The organism is Aggregatimonas sangjinii (assembly GCF_005943945.1).
Taxonomy (GTDB): Bacteria; Bacteroidota; Bacteroidia; order Flavobacteriales; family Flavobacteriaceae; genus Pelagihabitans; species Pelagihabitans sangjinii.
Window position 1 is genome coordinate 2,531,480 of sequence record NZ_CP040710.1, and the last position, 17,303, is coordinate 2,548,782.

17 protein-coding genes are annotated in these 17,303 nt (G+C 43.8%); 8 read left to right on the forward strand and 9 right to left on the reverse strand.

Annotated features, from left to right (window positions below; genetic code table 11):
• Positions 1-8: 8 nt before the first annotated feature.
• Positions 9-488, forward strand: coding sequence for a hypothetical protein (locus FGM00_RS10455; protein ID WP_138852859.1), 480 nt, complete (start codon positions 9-11; stop codon positions 486-488).
• Here the strand turns inward: FGM00_RS10455 and FGM00_RS10460 are convergent.
• Complete coding sequence (locus tag FGM00_RS10460; RefSeq protein ID WP_138852860.1) at positions 481-1,659, reverse strand: hypothetical protein; 1,179 nt, start codon at positions 1,657-1,659, stop codon at positions 481-483. The genes FGM00_RS10455 and FGM00_RS10460 overlap by 8 nt on opposite strands.
• Positions 1,660-1,811: 152 nt before the next feature.
• Between FGM00_RS10460 and FGM00_RS10465 the strand changes: the two genes are divergently transcribed.
• Positions 1,812-3,092, forward strand: coding sequence for a hypothetical protein (locus FGM00_RS10465; RefSeq protein WP_138852861.1), 1,281 nt, complete (start codon positions 1,812-1,814; stop codon positions 3,090-3,092).
• A 23-nt stretch (positions 3,093-3,115) separates the two neighbouring features.
• Here the strand turns inward: FGM00_RS10465 and FGM00_RS10470 are convergent, their stop codons facing one another.
• From FGM00_RS10470 to FGM00_RS10505, 8 genes are all read right to left on the reverse strand, one after another.
• Positions 3,116-3,889, reverse strand: a complete 774-nt coding sequence (locus FGM00_RS10470; RefSeq protein ID WP_138852862.1) for a sulfite exporter TauE/SafE family protein — start codon at positions 3,887-3,889, stop codon at positions 3,116-3,118.
• A complete protein-coding gene (locus FGM00_RS10475; RefSeq protein WP_138852863.1) occupies positions 3,880-4,947 on the reverse strand; it encodes a HesA/MoeB/ThiF family protein in 1,068 nt (355 codons plus the stop codon). Before FGM00_RS10475 ends, FGM00_RS10470 begins: the two co-directional genes overlap by 10 nt.
• A 215-nt stretch (positions 4,948-5,162) precedes the next feature.
• Positions 5,163-5,525, reverse strand: a complete 363-nt coding sequence (locus FGM00_RS10480) for an endonuclease domain-containing protein (protein ID WP_236262753.1) — start codon at positions 5,523-5,525, stop codon at positions 5,163-5,165.
• 241 nt (positions 5,526-5,766) lie between these two features.
• Positions 5,767-6,363, reverse strand: coding sequence for an NTP transferase domain-containing protein (locus FGM00_RS10485; protein ID WP_138852865.1), 597 nt, complete (start codon positions 6,361-6,363; stop codon positions 5,767-5,769).
• Positions 6,347-6,820, reverse strand: a complete 474-nt coding sequence (gene moaC / locus FGM00_RS10490; protein ID WP_138852866.1) for a cyclic pyranopterin monophosphate synthase MoaC — start codon at positions 6,818-6,820, stop codon at positions 6,347-6,349. The genes FGM00_RS10485 and moaC overlap by 17 nt, the downstream gene beginning before the upstream one ends.
• 118 nt (positions 6,821-6,938) lie before the next feature.
• Complete coding sequence (locus tag FGM00_RS10495; protein ID WP_138852867.1) at positions 6,939-7,358, reverse strand: molybdenum cofactor biosynthesis protein MoaE; 420 nt, start codon at positions 7,356-7,358, stop codon at positions 6,939-6,941.
• Positions 7,355-7,597 (reverse strand): MoaD/ThiS family protein, encoded by a 243-nt coding sequence (locus FGM00_RS10500; RefSeq protein WP_138852868.1) that lies wholly within the window; start codon positions 7,595-7,597, stop codon positions 7,355-7,357. The genes FGM00_RS10495 and FGM00_RS10500 overlap by 4 nt, the downstream gene beginning before the upstream one ends.
• A 57-nt stretch (positions 7,598-7,654) precedes the next feature.
• Positions 7,655-8,455, reverse strand: a complete 801-nt coding sequence (locus tag FGM00_RS10505) for a DUF6503 family protein (RefSeq protein WP_138852869.1) — start codon at positions 8,453-8,455, stop codon at positions 7,655-7,657.
• Positions 8,456-8,517: 62 nt separating this feature from the next.
• Here FGM00_RS10505 and FGM00_RS10510 point away from each other — a divergent pair, with 62 nt between their 5' ends.
• From FGM00_RS10510 to FGM00_RS10535, 6 genes are all read left to right on the forward strand, one after another.
• Positions 8,518-9,339: a TrmH family RNA methyltransferase gene (locus FGM00_RS10510; protein WP_138852870.1), complete on the forward strand. Its 822-nt coding sequence runs from the start codon at positions 8,518-8,520 to the stop codon at positions 9,337-9,339.
• A 191-nt stretch (positions 9,340-9,530) separates the two neighbouring features.
• Positions 9,531-11,735 (forward strand): RelA/SpoT family protein, encoded by a 2,205-nt coding sequence (locus FGM00_RS10515; protein WP_138852871.1) that lies wholly within the window; start codon positions 9,531-9,533, stop codon positions 11,733-11,735.
• Between the two features lie 86 nt (positions 11,736-11,821).
• A complete protein-coding gene (locus FGM00_RS10520; protein WP_138854683.1) occupies positions 11,822-12,295 on the forward strand; it encodes a Fur family transcriptional regulator in 474 nt (157 codons plus the stop codon).
• A gap of 20 nt (positions 12,296-12,315) precedes the next feature.
• A complete protein-coding gene (locus FGM00_RS10525) occupies positions 12,316-13,587 on the forward strand; it encodes an adenylosuccinate synthase (RefSeq protein WP_138852872.1) in 1,272 nt (423 codons plus the stop codon).
• A 7-nt stretch (positions 13,588-13,594) separates the two neighbouring features.
• Positions 13,595-14,044, forward strand: a complete 450-nt coding sequence (locus FGM00_RS10530) for a GNAT family N-acetyltransferase (protein WP_138852873.1) — start codon at positions 13,595-13,597, stop codon at positions 14,042-14,044.
• 91 nt (positions 14,045-14,135) lie between these two features.
• Complete coding sequence (locus tag FGM00_RS10535; RefSeq protein ID WP_138852874.1) at positions 14,136-17,300, forward strand: PVC-type heme-binding CxxCH protein; 3,165 nt, start codon at positions 14,136-14,138, stop codon at positions 17,298-17,300.
• The last annotated feature ends 3 nt before the right edge of the window (positions 17,301-17,303 follow it).

The window sequence follows — 17,303 nt, forward strand, 5'->3', positions numbered from 1 at the left end:
TCCTTTCAATGGAAATCACGAAGACCGGCTGTTGTAAAACCAAATTGCATACTCCAAAAAAAGTAGAGGCAGCTACTGGCTCTATGTCCTTTTTTTCCACGATTTTGCTGATACTTGTTCCCAAATGCCCCCTGTGCCTGACGGCATATATGAGCGCCTTGGTGCTCTTCTTCGACATTGAATACACTACTTTGGTTCCTGTGTTATTGCATACCAAACCCATTATGGGGCTTTTCATCATTATAACAATATTAATGAACCGAAAAGACAACAGAACTTTAATCGCGCTAGCTATTGCGGGGTTGGCTCTAACTTTCTTGGTGTTAAAGACCTATTTTGTGTCGGCTTTGTTTCTACCGGATTGGATTATCTATATTGCTTTTATCTTTGCGATTTGGTACAATGGCAACTTTCGGTATTTCTACCGTTTCATACGCTTTAGTCGCAAAGGAGAGGTTATTCAGGGACCAAACAGTACGTTCAGTTAAACCGCAAGCCTTCGGTATCGGCCACACGGGCAATTAGCCCCCATCCGTAAAAGTAGTTAGTTACCCCTATCAATATTTCGTTATCCCCTTTTTCCAATGGAAGCTGAAACGAAGTGTTCTCAATAGTGCATCTTCCTTTGGGCTCCTTCATGCCCGGTGAGCCATAATAGTTTCTATCAGTGTACAAAGGTTGTCCGTTCACAAACACCCAAACTTCATCGCTAAAGCCCATATCAACTCGTTTTTCTTGAGCTGTTTCCGAAGAAATAGTTGTTTTTATCCATGCCAATTTTCTTGGACCGATATCTGAACCGCCGAATTCTTTGGTCAGATTCACTAAAGAACGATAACCTGCTTTTATCGGTTTCCAAATGCCGGTGCTATCAAGATATGCAGGATTTATGGCCACGCCAGGGTTATTTTCAATACCCATAAAAATATCTTTACCAAATGGAAAATCCGAAGGCTGGGTAACTTCCCATTTTCTTAAATAACGCGAATCATTATAAGTCGGATCGTAACCCTCATTGCTGGCTAAGTCTTCGGTCTCGTTAGGTCGAACTACAAAATTGGCATAGATTACATTTCCCGTTAAGGAAATTCCACCAGATTCTGTAATGCCCTCTAAGGCAGGAACATGCAAAGCAGCTCGTTTCGTATCATTCACATAGACTTTCATTTGTTTTCCACTAATGACCAGTTTTACGTGGTTCCATTTGCCTTCATACAAAGTAGCTGCCGCCTGATAGTCATCGGTAAGATCCCAAAGATTTACACGATCTAAAACAGCGGCGTATTGCAGCGTGTTCCTACTTAAGGCGTTAGGTGCACCGAAATAGCGTAAGTAACACTTTTCCGAATTCAGCGTGTCTTTATCTATTCTAAAATCGATGCCTGGAAAACCCATTCCTTTCAGTTCAACGTCGAACTCGATGGTTCCATTCGTAAACTCAAAATCCTTAAGCATAATAGCCAATCCTTTATCATCGGTGCTTCGCACCGCATTAGTCGATTTATAGTCCATAAATTCAACATTGTCCGATACCGAGGTCCAATGCTTTTCGGTCATGGGAAACTCCATTGCCTTCTTCTCCTTACGGTCTTTTCTTTGCCCGTGGATCACATTGACCATAACCAATAGGGTAAACCCAAGAAATACTTTTTTCATCATGACATTTGATTTTGATATGATTTATTTATTAAAAACTAAATTTGATTGGCACTAAAATTACTCACGAGCAGAGGGATTTATCTAACGCGACCTTGTTCAATCTTGTTTAATTTTGTTCAAAAGCCAATACTTCATATACCAGCTTTACATTTATGGACAAATCGACATTACATATAAAAAACCATTTGGTAAGGCAAATTGAAGACAAGCTCGGTTGGGGTATAGGCGCTACATGGGGGAATAAGGATTTTGAGGAATTGAGCGAACAAATCCTTAAAAAAACCTCTAAAAGAATAAGCGTTACCACCTTAAAGCGAATTTGGGGCCGCACGGAATGGTTGGCCAACCCTAGCATGGCCACCTTAGACATGCTATCGGAATTCATTGGTTATGAAAATTGGCGTGCATTCGTTCGCACAAACGAGCATGAACTACCCAAACCGGAGAACGTAAAAAAAGCCAAACCGCTTACGGTTTGGATTCCAGTAATAGCTTTGGTGCTTCTTGGTTCTTTTTTTGGATTTTTTTGGAAAACCGACGCCAATCTTAAAAAGGACGTAGATGGTAGCAAAACCTACGAACCCGAAGATTTTGTATTTAGCAGCAGACCGGTAAGTATGGGAATTCCAAATTCAGTGATCTTCGATTATGATGTGTCGGCGGCTAGTGACGGCGCCAGAGTTGAAATACAACAGGATTGGGACGATACCAAGCGAACCGCAATCGATAAAAAAGATAGTATTGCCACGAGTATTTATTATCGCCCCGGATTCTTCAAGGCAAAATTAGTGTTGGACTCGGTCATTGTAAAGGAACAGGATGTCTTTATTACAACCCAAGATTGGTTAGGTATTATTCAAAAAAATCCTTACCCGATTTATCTCAACAGCGAGGATATTCACAAGGAGGACAGAATGGCCATCACACCAGATATTTTGGCCGACCATAAGCTCGACCCAAGAACCGATCGTGTTATCGTAAGCTTCTATCAGGTTAAAGATTTTGGCGAACTTTACACTGGTAATTTTGAAATGTCGGTTCTTTTAAAAAATGACTTTAAGGAAGGAGTGAGCGGCGCATGCCAGGCAGCACAAGTCTTCATTCTCTATGATGGCGGTGCGATAGGTATTCCATTGGCAAAAAAAGGTTGTGTAGCAGATTTAGAGCTGTTGACATTTGAAGAATTCGTAGATGGTAAGAAAAACGATCTTTCCGATTTCGGTGTCGACTTTAACGCCTATGTGCGTTTGAAATGCGTTTCTAAGAATCGAAAACTTGAAATCCTAATCAATGACAGGGTTGTGTATCAAATGAATGTTCCGGACACGGAGCTAAAAATCAAGGGAATTTCGATTCACTTTGAGGGTGCGGGTTCAATAAAAAATGTAGCATTCAAAAAAGACAAGGAAATTGTATACCAATCCGATTTCTGACCAATCATTGTATTTTATCAAGATTACATCTGCAATCCATTGACCAGCAGTACCCGTACGCCCACAAAAAGCACCAAAATAGCGGTCACTACTTTAATACCATTCCCGGTAAGTTTACTTAAGCTCAGGCGAATCCCGATTTGTCCACCGATAAAAACCGCGACGATCAATCCAGCGGCCTCTATCCAAGGTAATTCAAAGGTACCCTTGGTCAATAAGCCACCGATACCGGAAACGGAATTCACTAGAATAAAAAAGCTAGCCAGCGCAGCAATTTTTATCGATTTGTCCCATTTCATGTGATTGAGAATCGGCGCCAAAAAAATACCACCGCCGATACCGACCAAACCGGAGAGCAGACCGATAGCAGCTCCTAACAAATAAGTTACATATATCGGATAGTTCTGATTTACTTCTTGCGATTTTTTTAGGCTTACGGTTTGATATATCAAAGCCAGAGCCGATACAATCAAGGAAGCGCCCAGGATGCTAAAAAATGTACTTTCCTGAAGGCGAAACCGAGCTCCGATAAACGCCAATGGAATGCTGGTAACGATAAAGGGAAGGAACTTCTTAAAATCCAAATGACCGTTTTTCCAATAGAGGTAGGTACTTCCGAAAACCACGACAAGATTGCAGATCAACGCGATACTCCGTATGGCAAAAAAACTAACGAAGACCAAGGCCAACAGCGCCAAATAACTCGACCCTCCCCCAAAGCCTACCGAAGAATACAAGGTTGCAATGACGAGGAAGCCACCCATTAGCAATAAGAGTTCTGGAATGGTTAGGAGCATGTGGCCAAATACTGGTTTAGGCCTCCTAAAATACTGAAAAATGAACTGTCGGGGTGCTGTTCCCGCAATTGTTTTAAAGCGGTCTCGCTTCGTTTTCCAGACTGACAAAGTAGATACACAGGAACTGAAAAATCAATTTTATCAGAATGGTCTGCCAACTCGTTCAAAGGAACGGAAATTGCACTCGGCAGGTGGTAATCTTCAAACTCCTCGGTCGTGCGTACATCGATAATTTGGACATTGTCGGCCAAGAGTTTTGCCAATTCCTCCGTATGAACGGTCGGAATAATTTCGCAGGGGTCGTTCCATTCGTAAAAATCCTGCAATTGAGAAATCTCCAAATTCTCGGATTTCCGTTTGAAATTTATTTTTTGATAAGAATGCTGAAGTCCGTCAAAAATCAATAGTACACCGGACAGCACTTCGCCTATTCCTGTGAGTACTTTGATAGTTTCCAAGGCTTGTAGGTTGCCAATGATTCCGGGGAGGATGCCCAATACACCGTGTTCATTACAGTTTGGGACTTCATTTTCCTTTGGCATCTTAGGAAAGAGACAGCGATACGTAGGACCGTCTTTGTAATTGAAAACACTCACTTGTCCTTCATACCCGTGTAACGCACCATATACAAACGGCTTATCTAAAATTACACAGGCATCGTTCACTAAGTAGCGTGTTGGAAAATTATCGGAAGCGTCAACAACCACATCGTATTCCTTTATAATTTCAAGCGCATTTGCCGTCGTCAAAATTGTTTCATACCCGATAAGCTTGGTACTCGGGTTTTGGACCCTTAATTTCTCTAGAGCCACCGTTACTTTTGCCTTGCCCACATCTGCCGCGCCATATAAAACCTGACGGGGTAAGTTGGTGATGGATATGGTATCATTATCCATGACCCCGATTTGACCTACACCCATGGCATTGAGATACGTCAGGACGGGAATGCCAAGTCCTCCGGCACCGACGACCAAAACTTTGGCATCCGCAAGCTTTTGCTGGCCTTCCGAACCAAAGCCTTTTAACGTGGTTTGGCGTATGTAGCGATTGTCGTTCATTGGTCTAATATAGTGAAAAGGTCATAGTTGCTTGCCCTTGATGGCCTCCGCATTATTAGTTCAATGAAAATGCCTGAGGATTTAACGCAGATGCCCTGGTAAATCACTCAATAAACCATCGGTGTGGAGCTAATTTGCGATTCAAACCCTCCTTTCTTCCGCAAGCGGAATTCATTCCTCCCTTTTTCTAAAAGGAGGAGCTTTTGTCTTTTTAATTATTTAAAATTCTCTTTTAATTCGACAATCACGGATTCAAAGTTGTCAAATACCATTTTATTCTCAAACCGAATCACAGTATATCCTATATTTTCTAAAAACTTTGTTCTATTTTCGTCATATTCTTGGGCATTGGGAGTTTGGTGTACCTCACCGTCCAATTCAATAATTAATTTTTCTGAAGCACAATAAAAATCGACAATGAATGGTCCAATACTATGTTGCCGCGTAAAGCGTTTACCGTCTAATTGTCTTGATTTTAAATGTTTCCATAAAAATGCCTCGGCCGGAGTTAGGTTTTTCCGAAGCTCCTTTCTAAATTCTGCAAGTTCTTTACGCGTATGTAATTGTGGTCGTTTCAAAATGCCTTTTTTGAATCCTCCCTTTAGAAAAAGGGAGGTGGATTTTTCTCCGCCAGCAGGCGGTTGGAAAAGCCGGAGGGTTTGAAGGTACAAGCTGTAGCAGATTGCCCAAAACACCATCGTTCGGGAGCTTGTTTGCGAATCAAACCCTCCTTGTCTTCCGCAAGCGGAATTCATTCCTCCCTTGCTGTCTTCTTTCAGATATACTTCGCTCGTAGACGACGGGAGAGAGAAACTTCTATTATCTCAAAGCTAATTTTTTCAAAGCCTCTTTATATTCCTCCTCTGAATTCGCGTTCAACAAAACTTTTTCATTACTCGGAAACACCAATTTCGTATCGTGGTTGATTAAAAATTTTCGCGGACAAGTGCCCGTTCCGGCGTCCAAATAGCGTACCGAATCGGCAAAGGCATGAGGTTCCCAAATGGCGCACAAGGGTTCAGGCAAGGGGTTTTCTTTTAAAGCGAAAGCTGTCGCCATTTTTTTCGGGTCGCGCGCAGCGATCAACTCTCGAAGGGCGTCTTCATCCATCAACGGCAAATCGCAGGCCAACACCAACCATGCCGCCTCCGGGTATTTTTTATGGGCTGAAAGGAGTCCATTATAAGGTCCCCGATATTCATCAAGATCCACGATAAGTTGCATGCCACTTGGCAATGTTGGTAGCTGGTCTTCGCGCAGACTGATAAAGGTCTTTTCGCAAACCTTGCGTAACAATCCGTATAAATACTCCCGTTGCGGAATACCGTGGTAAGGAATAATGCCTTTATCGGTGCCCATTCGGGTACTTTTGCCACCTGATAAAACGAGTCCGTATAGTTTAGCGACTGAAGTCATTCTCGCCTCCTGTTTTTTGTTCCAATTGAATTTCGGAAATCTTAATATCGTGAGAAACGGCTTTGCACATGTCATAAATGGTCAATGCGGCAACAGAGACTCCCGTCAAGGCTTCCATCTCTACTCCTGTTTTTCCGTTACATTTAACGGTGCAGTTGATTTTGAGCGTATCTTCTTCTGGCCGAATATCAATGTTTATTTTCGTCAGATTGATATGATGACATAAGGGTATCAGCTCGGCTGTTTTCTTGACCGCTTGAATTCCAGCTATGACCGCAGTTTGTATGATACTTCCCTTTTTACCGAGGAAATCGTCCGCAGAAAGTTTTTCAAAAACGTCAGAAGGAAAAAGCACTTTTCCCATTGCCGTTGCGCTACGCTCGGAAATTGATTTCCCGGAGACATCGACCATCACAGCGTTCCCGGATTCGTCTATATGAGAGAGGGATTTGTTCATTTTTTAAAATTCGTTTTATTGAATGGTACAGTTTCTTGTTATAGCCGTGTAACCTCCAGATGGAAAAGCAGATGCCCATAATTTGGCTTATGCAAACCCTGTATCAAATACTTCCAACTTACGGATGCGCCGAAACCCAAACCGTCTTGTTCTCAAAAACCTCCTTTTTCCAGATGGGAACGGTTTCCTTCAATGTATCGATCAAATAACGGCAAGCTTCGAAACAAGCATCCCGATGTGCTGAAGAAGCTCCCACCACGACTACGGGTTCTTCCACTTTTTTAAGGCCCACAGCATGACGTATGAGCACCTTGTTCAGATTCCATTTATCCATGGCAGCCGTAGCAATCTTGTCCATTTCCTTAAGGGCCATTTTCTCATAGGTCTCAAATTCGAGGGACATTACCTTTTCGTTCTGCGTGAATTCCCGAACGGTGCCCACAAAGACGCATAGTCCGCCGCTGTGGGCATGGGACAGTTCCCCATATACTTGGGCAACATCGATATCATTGACTATGGCTACTATCTTTTTCATCATCCGCCGCTTACTGGTGGTATAATCGCAATCTCGTCAGTGCTTTGCAAGGCGACCTCATCGGTTGCATATTCGCTATTGACCGCGACTGCCAAAGAGGATAACTTTCCAAATTCCGGGTAGGTCTCCGCAAGGAGCCGCTTTAATTCCAACACGGAATTCGGGACTTTATCGGCACTTGAAATTTTGAGGATCGATTCTCCAACGATATCCCTTGCGATTCCGAATAATAATACTTCCATATCCTTTCTCATTAAAAGCCCTTACCGATAGACAATGTACTTAAAAAAAGTCATTCGTTACTCCTTTGTGACGATTTCGGCATTGTCAGGCGCGCCGTAAAAGTCACTTGGTTTTGCCATTTCAGTAAGCGAGACATCTTCGAATTTTCTAGTACTGTTCGCTTCGGTGGGCCTACCGTTCTCTACTTTGTACCATGTTAACGATTTTGGTAATAACAATCCACCAACCTCCTGCCAATCGTCGTATCTGATCCATTTGATGTTATCCGATTTTTCACCACTGCGATAGGTTACCGTATAGCCCAGCCAAGCCATTTGTTTCGTGTCGGTATCATAATGTAAAAAATATTCATCCTTGGGTGAAACCCCTACCCCATCATCATAACTGATGCGAATACCTGGATATGACGTTCCATCGAACTCCAAGTCCTCCGTATCGCTATAAATGATGCCATCATCAGCAAGTACAAAGGGCATGGCATAAAAGTAGAACATTAGGTTATGGTAAAAGACAGGGTCTCCTTCGTAGATGTCATTTTCATCTACCAACCAATAGTCCTTGCCATCGTAGCCCATTGTATAGTCAGGTGTTTCGATTTTTTCGTTTCTATTGTTTACATCAATGGTTTGCATTTCGGCACCATCCGGTTTTGGCATATTATAGGAAAGTGTCGCCTTGTCTTTCCAGTTCGGTAATCCGCCATGTGCCTCAAAAACGCTGCGCACGTTTTCCGGATAGGATATCGATGTTTTAGCCTCGACCTTTTCAGGTTTTTGGGTGGACTCATCAATCGATTTAGGGGTTTCTTTACAGCCCGTGGCCATAATCAAGGAAAGGATTACCAAAATTCTTTTCATTGTATTTTTTTTAGCGCTATAGGAACTGTCGCGCGATTATCGTTTTCTTTACTTTTGCCCCGATGAACGAAGTTAAGAAAATTAGCAGTCTACAGAATCCTTTGGTGAAAAAGGTTTTGCTTCTAAAGGACAAGGCACGTGAACGAAAAAAATCGGGACTGTTCGTTCTGGAGGGGCGGCGGGAACTGCAATTGGCGATAAAAGGAGATTATGAGGTCAGCACTCTGTTGAGCTGCGAAACGCTTGTGTCAGAAGCAGAGGTACGGGTATTGATCGATGGTTTAAAAAGGAGGCCCCAACTAGTTACCATATCCAAAGAGGTCTACCAAAAAATAGCTTATCGCGAGACTACCGAAGGAATCGTTGCGCTGGCCAAAAGCAAGCTCCACACGCTGGAAGACGTTGTGCTCGAAAACAAGAATCCCCTCGTATTAGTTGCCGAAGCCCCTGAAAAACCCGGAAATATCGGTGCTTTGTTACGAACTGCGGATGCAGCGAATGTAGATGCCGTGCTTATTGCCAACCCAAAGGGGGACCTATACAATCCGAATACCATACGGTCAAGTATCGGTTGCGTTTTTACCACCACCATCGGCCTCGGGAGTACTTCCGAAATCATCGCCTTTTTAAAGTCAAATGGTGTCGGTATTTTCTGTGCGGCATTAACGGCCTCTAAGAACTATACCGATATCGATTTTAACGCTTCAACCGCTATCGTGGTCGGTACCGAAGCTACCGGCCTTTCCCAAGAATGGCTCCAACATTCCACACAAAATATCATCATACCTATGCGTGGGGAAATCGATTCTATGAACGTTTCGGTTTCGGCCGCGATACTTGTTTTTGAAGCGTTACGACAAAGAGAGCTTAAAGGTTCGAAGTAAAAAGTACGAGTTACAAGGTTTAAGGTGATAGGTACAAGTTCTTAAAACAGTTATAAAACAGCCCTATCTTCATTTCATGGTCTACCAGAACATTTAAACAAACTCGATTCTTTTCAGTCTTTTAACTTGAAACTTGAACGGTCAACTTTTTTTGTTGTGTACTCTAAAGGATTATGCTACTTTAGTTTAGCATGAAAAAGGATACCCTCGAAGTTGAAAACAAAGAGATTGCTAAACAGTATAAGGAATTACTGCGCATTAGCTATCAAACCCTGACCGATGATGACAAAACGCTTATCAGGCAGGCTTTTGAGGTGGCGGTCGATGCCCATAAAGATCAGCGTAGAAAATCAGGTGAGGCATATATCTTTCACCCGATTGCCGTGGCGAAAATCGTGGCTTCCGAAATCGGTCTCGATGCGGTTTCCATAGCTTCCGCCCTACTGCACGATGTGGTTGAAGATACTGAATATTCGTTAGACGATATCGAACGTATGTTCGGTGAAACCGTTGCTAGAATTGTAGACGGACTCACCAAAATAGCCCATCTTAAAAAGGAGATGAACATCTCCCAGCAGGCGGAGAACTTCCGTAAGATGTTATTGACCTTACATGACGATGTGAGGGTTATCATCATCAAAATCGCGGATCGTTATCATAATATGCTTACCATGGATGCGATGCCCGAGCACAAACAGGTTAAAATCGCCTCCGAAACGCTTTATATTTACGCGCCCCTAGCCCATAGAATCGGACTTTACAACATTAAGACCGAATTGGAGGACCTTAGCCTGAAATATACCGAACCAGAGGTATACAACGATATCTTGGGCAAAATCGAAGATTCGAAAGAGGAGCAACAAGCTTACATCGACTCCTTTAAAGAGACTATTGAAAAGTCTTTGGATAAGGAAAAACTACAATACGTCATTAAGGGAAGAATGAAGTCTATCTTTTCGATGCGGCGAAAAATGAAAGCCCAGAACGTGGCCTTCAATGAAATTTACGACAAGTTTGCCATCCGCATTATCTATAAATCCACCCCTAAGAACGAAAAGTTCATCGCATGGAAAATCTATTCCATAGTTACGGACCATTTCACACCAAATCCCGTTCGCCTTAGGGATTGGATATCCTCCCCGAAATCCACTGGGTATGAAGCCTTACATATAACGGTCATGGGGCCAAAAGGAAAGTGGGTAGAGGTGCAGATACGCAGCGAGCGCATGCATGAAATCGCAGAAAAAGGATATGCCGCCCATTTTAAATACAAACATGGCGACCAAAAAGAACAGGGTATCGAAATTTGGTTGAACAAACTGCAGGAGGCCCTGGAAAATTCGACCATGAACGCCGTTGATTTTGTAGAAGAATTCAAGCTCAACCTTTACTCTAAGGAAATTTTCGTTTTCACGCCCAAAGGAGAACTAAAATCCTTACCAAAAGGGGCTACACCTCTGGATTTCGCCTTCAACATACATACCGAAATAGGTCTCCGCACCCGTGGTGCAAAAGTCAATGGGAAATTGGTGCCCCTGAGTACCACGCTCAGTAGTGGCGACCAGGTCGAAATCATGACTTCGGACCAAGCCAAACCCAATCAAAACTGGTTGGATTATGCCACCACGGCAAGGGCAAGGGCGAAAATCAAATCCTCACTACGCGACGAGCAAAAATCAGTTGCCGAAGAAGGTAAGGAAATCCTTCGACGTAAATTGAAATCGCAAAAAATTACCGTCAATGAGGATAGTGTTAATAAAATGGTCATGTACTTTAAGCTGAAAACCAGCTTAGACCTGTTCTACAGGGTAGGCACGGGGGCCATCGACAATCAAATGATTAAGGATTTCGCCTCGTCCTATAATAACGCGTTCCTGAATTTTTTCAAAAATAGGATGAGGCGCAATCCCGTACCCGAAGATATCGATAAGGATGAAATCACATCCAAATACGATATTCTGGTCTTCGGCAAAGAAGAGGAAAAACTGGAATACACCCTTTCCAAATGCTGTAACCCCATCCCTGGTGATGAAGTTTTTGGGTTCGTCAGCGTCTCGGAGGGGATAAAAGTGCACAAGAAAAATTGTCCGAATGCCATACAACTGCAAAGCAACTATGCCTACCGCATCATTACCGCTAAATGGATAGATTCTACCAAAGAAGAGTTTAGGGTAGAAATTAAACTCGAAGGACTAGATCATTTGGGTCTGGTATCGGAGATAACCGAAGTGATTTCGGGGAACATGCACGTAGACATGCGGAATCTTAACTTTGGTACCGATGGCGGAACCTTCAAGGGTAAAATTATGGTAGTCGTAAAAAACAAGGGCATTCTCAGAAAATTGATCACCAATCTTAAACAGATAGAAGGTATCGAGAAAGTGACAAGGGTTTAGAACGCTACGGACGATCTGTTAGTAACTCTTCGAAAAAGAGTCGAATTTTAACTGTACATTTGCGAATTGATGTAGCGATACTCACCATGGCAAACAACAAGAACCAAGAAATCGTAAAAAACGTATTTACCTCATTCCTAGAGGATAATGGGCATCGAAAGACTCCCGAACGTTACGCCATACTGCAAGAAATTTATGATAGCGATGAACATTTCGACATTGAGTCGCTGTACATCAATATGAAGAATAAAAATTATAGGGTGAGTCGTGCTACCCTGTATAATACCATAGAGTTGTTGTTGGATTGCAAACTGGTGCGCAAACACCAATTCGGAAAAAATCAGGCGCAGTACGAAAAATCATATTTCGATCATCAGCACGACCATGTGATTCTGACCGATACCGGTGAAGTGGTCGAATTCTGCGATCCTAGAATACAATCCATCAAAAAAACCATTGAGGAGGTTTTCGACATAAAAATCAATAATCACTCACTTTATTTTTACGGTACGCGTAATCAGTCGGAGGATGGTCCGGCCCAAGACAACACTAATAACTAACCACAAATAGGCAGATTACAATGGCGGTAGATTTACTACTAGGATTACAATGGGGAGACGAAGGAAAAGGAAAAATAGTTGATGTACTGACCAACAACTACGATATTATCGCCCGGTTTCAGGGAGGCCCCAATGCCGGACATACCTTGGAGTTCGACGGAATAAAACATGTACTGCATACCATACCGTCAGGAATTTTTCATGAAAGTGCCGTAAACGTGGTCGGCAACGGAGTGGTTATCGACCCGGTAATCTTCAAAAAAGAACTGGACAATCTGGCTCAATTCAACATCGATTTCAAGTCGAAATTATTGATTTCCAGGAAGGCCCATTTGATTTTACCCACCCATCGCTTGCTCGATGCGGCATCCGAAGCTTCGAAGGGGAAAGCCAAAATCGGATCTACTTTGAAAGGCATCGGCCCCACCTATATGGATAAAACCGGCCGTAACGGAATGCGTGTCGGTGATTTGGAAATGGAAGGCTGGGAAGACAAATACCGCGCATTGGCCAATAAGCACGAGTCGATGATCGACTTTTATGATGTAGAGCTTCAGTATGATTTGAAAGATCTCGAAAAAGACTTCTTCAACGCGGTTGCCGAATTGAAAAAACTAACTTTTATCGACAGTGAGGAATATTTATACCAAGCGCAGAAATCAGGCAAGAAGATTTTGGCTGAAGGTGCCCAAGGATCATTGTTGGATATTGATTTTGGCACCTACCCCTATGTAACCTCATCGAACACCACGGCCGCCGGTGCCTGCACGGGTCTTGGGGTGGCCCCGAGCCAAATAGGAAGGGTTTTCGGTATCTTCAAGGCGTATGCTACACGCGTGGGCAGTGGCCCATTCCCAACAGAACTATTTGATGAAGACGGGGAAACGATGGGTCGGGTAGGCAACGAGTTTGGCGCAACGACCGGACGACCGCGAAGGTGTGGTTGGTTAGACTTGGTCGCACTAAAATACGCCGTTCAGGTAAACGGGGTAACCGATTTAATGATGATGAAAGGGGATGTGCTTAGCGGGTTTGAAAAATTGAAAATCTGCACTTCCTACAATTACAAAGGACAAGAAATCACCCACCTGCCGTACAACATAGAAGCCGAAAATGTAAGTCCAAATTACATCGAAATGAATGGTTGGGAAGCCGACTTGACCAAAATGAGCTCCCCTGACCAATTTCCGCCTGCACTGAATGCTTATATCGACTTCTTGGAAAAAGAACTCGAGGTGCCCATTAAAATAGTCTCTGTAGGGCCGGACAGAACGCAGACCATCCATAGATAGCAGTTTTATGATACAGCGACTAAACCATACCCATGCGGATGTTGCTGAAAAAATATATGGGGTGTTCCAAAAATCGTATGCGGTCGAGGCCAAGCTTCTTGAAGCAGTCGATTTCCCTCCTTTACAAAGAACCCAGAATGATATTCAAACCGGCGAAAATGATTTCTACGGCTTTTATATGGACGCACGATTGGTCGCCGTCGTCGAGATAGCCCACCAAAAACCGGCAGTACATATTCAAAGTTTGGTTGTGCTCCCCGAGTACTTCCGTATGGGAATTGCGAGCAGTTTGATATCATTTGTAAGCGTCACCTACCCCACTCCCCTTTTCACCGTAGAAACCGGATTCAAAAACGAACCAGCCATCGCACTCTACAAAAAATTCGATTTTGTGGAAACGAAACAGTGGAATACCGACCATGGCATACGCAAAATACGGTTCGAAAAAAGGCTTTAATCGATTGTAAATCGCCACTATCTACAATTTGAACGGATTTTTATTTCCTATATTTATGACGATGCCTCAGTCCTAATTTGATTATTTGTCAATGTCGCAAAAACTTTTAATGCACCGACCTCAGCTGGGAATTTTGCTATTGTCTTCAATTTTTGCCTTTCTCGGATGCTCTGAAGAAAAAACTGGTCTGGTCGAAATACAGAAAGATTCCAGCATCGTTCTTATCGGAAACAATCTAGGTTCCCGTATGATGAATTATGGCAGTTTTGAGACGGAGTTGCACTTGCGGTATCCCGACAGTACGCTTCACATCAGGAATTTGTGTGATGGTGGAGATACTCCTGGGTTTAGACCCCATTCCGGTAGAAATGTGCCATGGGCATTTGAAGGCGCAGAAAAATTCCAAACCGAATTGGCTCAAAATTCTGGTAGTGAAGGTGTTTTTGAAACGCCGGACCAATGGCTCGAACGGTTGAAAGCGGACGTGGTCATTGCTTTTTTTGGTTACAACGAATCTTTCGCGGGGGATAAAGGTATTGACGACTACAAGAATGAGCTGAAGGCATTTATATCCCATACTCGCTCACAACAGTATAACAGTTCTACCGCTCCCGAGCTGATTCTCGTATCACCCATTGCTTATGAGGATTTGTCCGCCACCTATGACCTACCCGATGGCAAAACCCAAAATCGAAACCTCGCCTTATATACTTCCGCAATGGCCGAAGTATGTAAAGACCAAAACGTTGATTTTGTAGACGTATTTCATCCTTCCCAAGAATGGTTTTCGGAAAACGGGCCGCTTACCTCCGATGGGTTTCAATTGAATGAAAACGGATACGAGCGGTTGGCGCAATTTTTAGCTGATAGAATTTTTGGTGAGGCGGCCGGATTGGATTCCCAAAAACGTGCCGACCTCAAAGCTGCGGTCAAGCAAAAGAACTTCTATTGGCACAACGATTATAAAATCCCGAACGGCGTACACGTTTTTGGAAGACGCTTTGCCCCCTATGGTCAGGACAATTACCCTTTTGAAATTGAAAAAATACGACAGCTAACCAAAATCAGGGACACTCTGATATGGCGTACTGCTCAAGGTAAATCATTTGATTTGAAAGCTGCCGACGCCAATACGACTGAGCTTCCCCCTGTAACGACCAACTACAACCTAGGGAACTCCGATGTATCCTCGAATTATCTGTACGGAGAAGCGGCCCTTGAAAGCTTCGAATTGCCGGAAGGTTACCAAATTGAGCTTTTCGCCTCGGAAAGTGAATTTCCCGATTTAGCAAATCCCGTTCAGATTTCATTCGATAACAAAGGGCGGCTATGGGTTGCGGCAATGCCATCCTATCCGCATCATAGACCGGGAGACCCACCACCTAACGACAAATTGCTTATTCTTGAGGATACTGACGGCGATGGTGCTGCCGATAAGCAAACTACTTTCGCCGACGGTTTACATCTTCCTATAGGATTTGAAATCGCTCCCGAAGGAGTTTATGTGAGTCAGGGCACGAACCTGAAACTGCTGAAAGATACCAATGGTGATGATAAAGCAGACATCGAGGAAATCATCCTCAGCGGCTTTGACGACCACGATACGCACCATGCCATTTCAGCATTTTGCGCCGACCCGTCCGGAGCTTTTTATATGGCCGAAGGGGTATTCCTGCACACGAATGTAGAGACCCCATACGGGCCAGTAAGGGGTACCAATGGCGGTTTTTATCGATATGCCCCGCAACAAAAAAAACTAGAACGTGTTGCGCAAGTGAGTATTCCCAATCCTTGGGGCATTGCCTTCGATGCTTGGGGACAGGACTTTTTCTTACAAACCTCTGGCACCAAAATGAATTGGATGATGCCCAGCACCATGAAGTCTATCTATGGTGTGGCGACACCCTTAACCGAAGATCTTATCGAAAAAAAGCATCAGGTACGGCCTACTTCTGGATTAGAGTTCGTATCGAGCAGGCATTTCCCGGATGAAGTGCAAGGGGATATCCTCTTGGGAAATACCATAGGCTTTTTGGGACTCAAACAACATCAAATTAACGAAGAGGGTACCGGATATACAACGAAGCACCGTCAAGACCTTTTGACCAGCAGCGACGCCAATTTCAGACCTGTCGATATCGAGTTTGCACCTGATGGCTCCCTTTATCTTGCCGATTGGCATAACATACTGGTAGGGCATATGCAACATAACGCCAGGGACCCTTTGCGTGATCATTCTCATGGGAGAATCTATCGCATTACCTATCCTTCAAGGCCACTAGTACAACGGGCATTCATAACGGGGGCGTCTATCGAAATCCTTTTGGACAACTTAAAACTACCCGAATACCGAAGCCGTTATCGTTCACGGCGCGAGTTACGTGCACGGGATGCCGAAAAAGTATCGGAAGCAATTACCTCTTGGTGTCAAAATCTCGACAAGACACAATCTGCGTACGAACATCATTTACTGGAAGCCCTTTGGGTCTCTTGGGGAATCAATAAAATCGATACGGAATTACTACAACAACTCCTTGCCGCCAATGACCATCGAGTGCGCTCCGCCGCGGTTCGGGCTTTGCGATACAATTACTCTAGAACCGACAACAGTCCATCCCTTTTTGCCAATTCAGCCAGCGATCCGCATGGGCGCGTGCGTTTGGAGGCTATTGTCGCATCCACATGGCTAGCCCCGGAAATTGGAGGTAAAATTTTAGACGAGGCTGAAAAACATCCTTTGGACAAATGGATGATCGAAGCCTACGACTTTGCCCGAACACGACTATCCGGCGCTACGATGAGCGATAATCCTGTCAAATTGGTTGCCTCTCATTTAAAAGGTGACGATTACGAAAAGTTTGTCAAAGGCAAGGCCATTTATGAAACCGAAGGTTATTGCATCACCTGCCATCAAGAAAGTGGCGGCGGATTACAGGCGGGAGGCTACCCGACTTTGGTAGACCAATCTTGGGTCTTGGGCAGTGAGGAACGTCTCATAAAATTAACATTGAACGGCATTTACGGCCCGATGGATGTCATGGGCATTCATTACGAGGGTCAAGTACCTATGTTGGCCTTTAGGAATATCCTAAATGATGACGAAATCGCCGCGGTGCTCACCTATGTGCGCAATGCATTCGGTAACAAAGCTTCTGTGATTGAAAGCGAAACGGTAAAGCGAGTCAGAGCGGAAACAGAGGATAAAGACGGTTATTGGACTGCCGACGAGCTCTTGAAACAACATCCCGACAAATAAGAA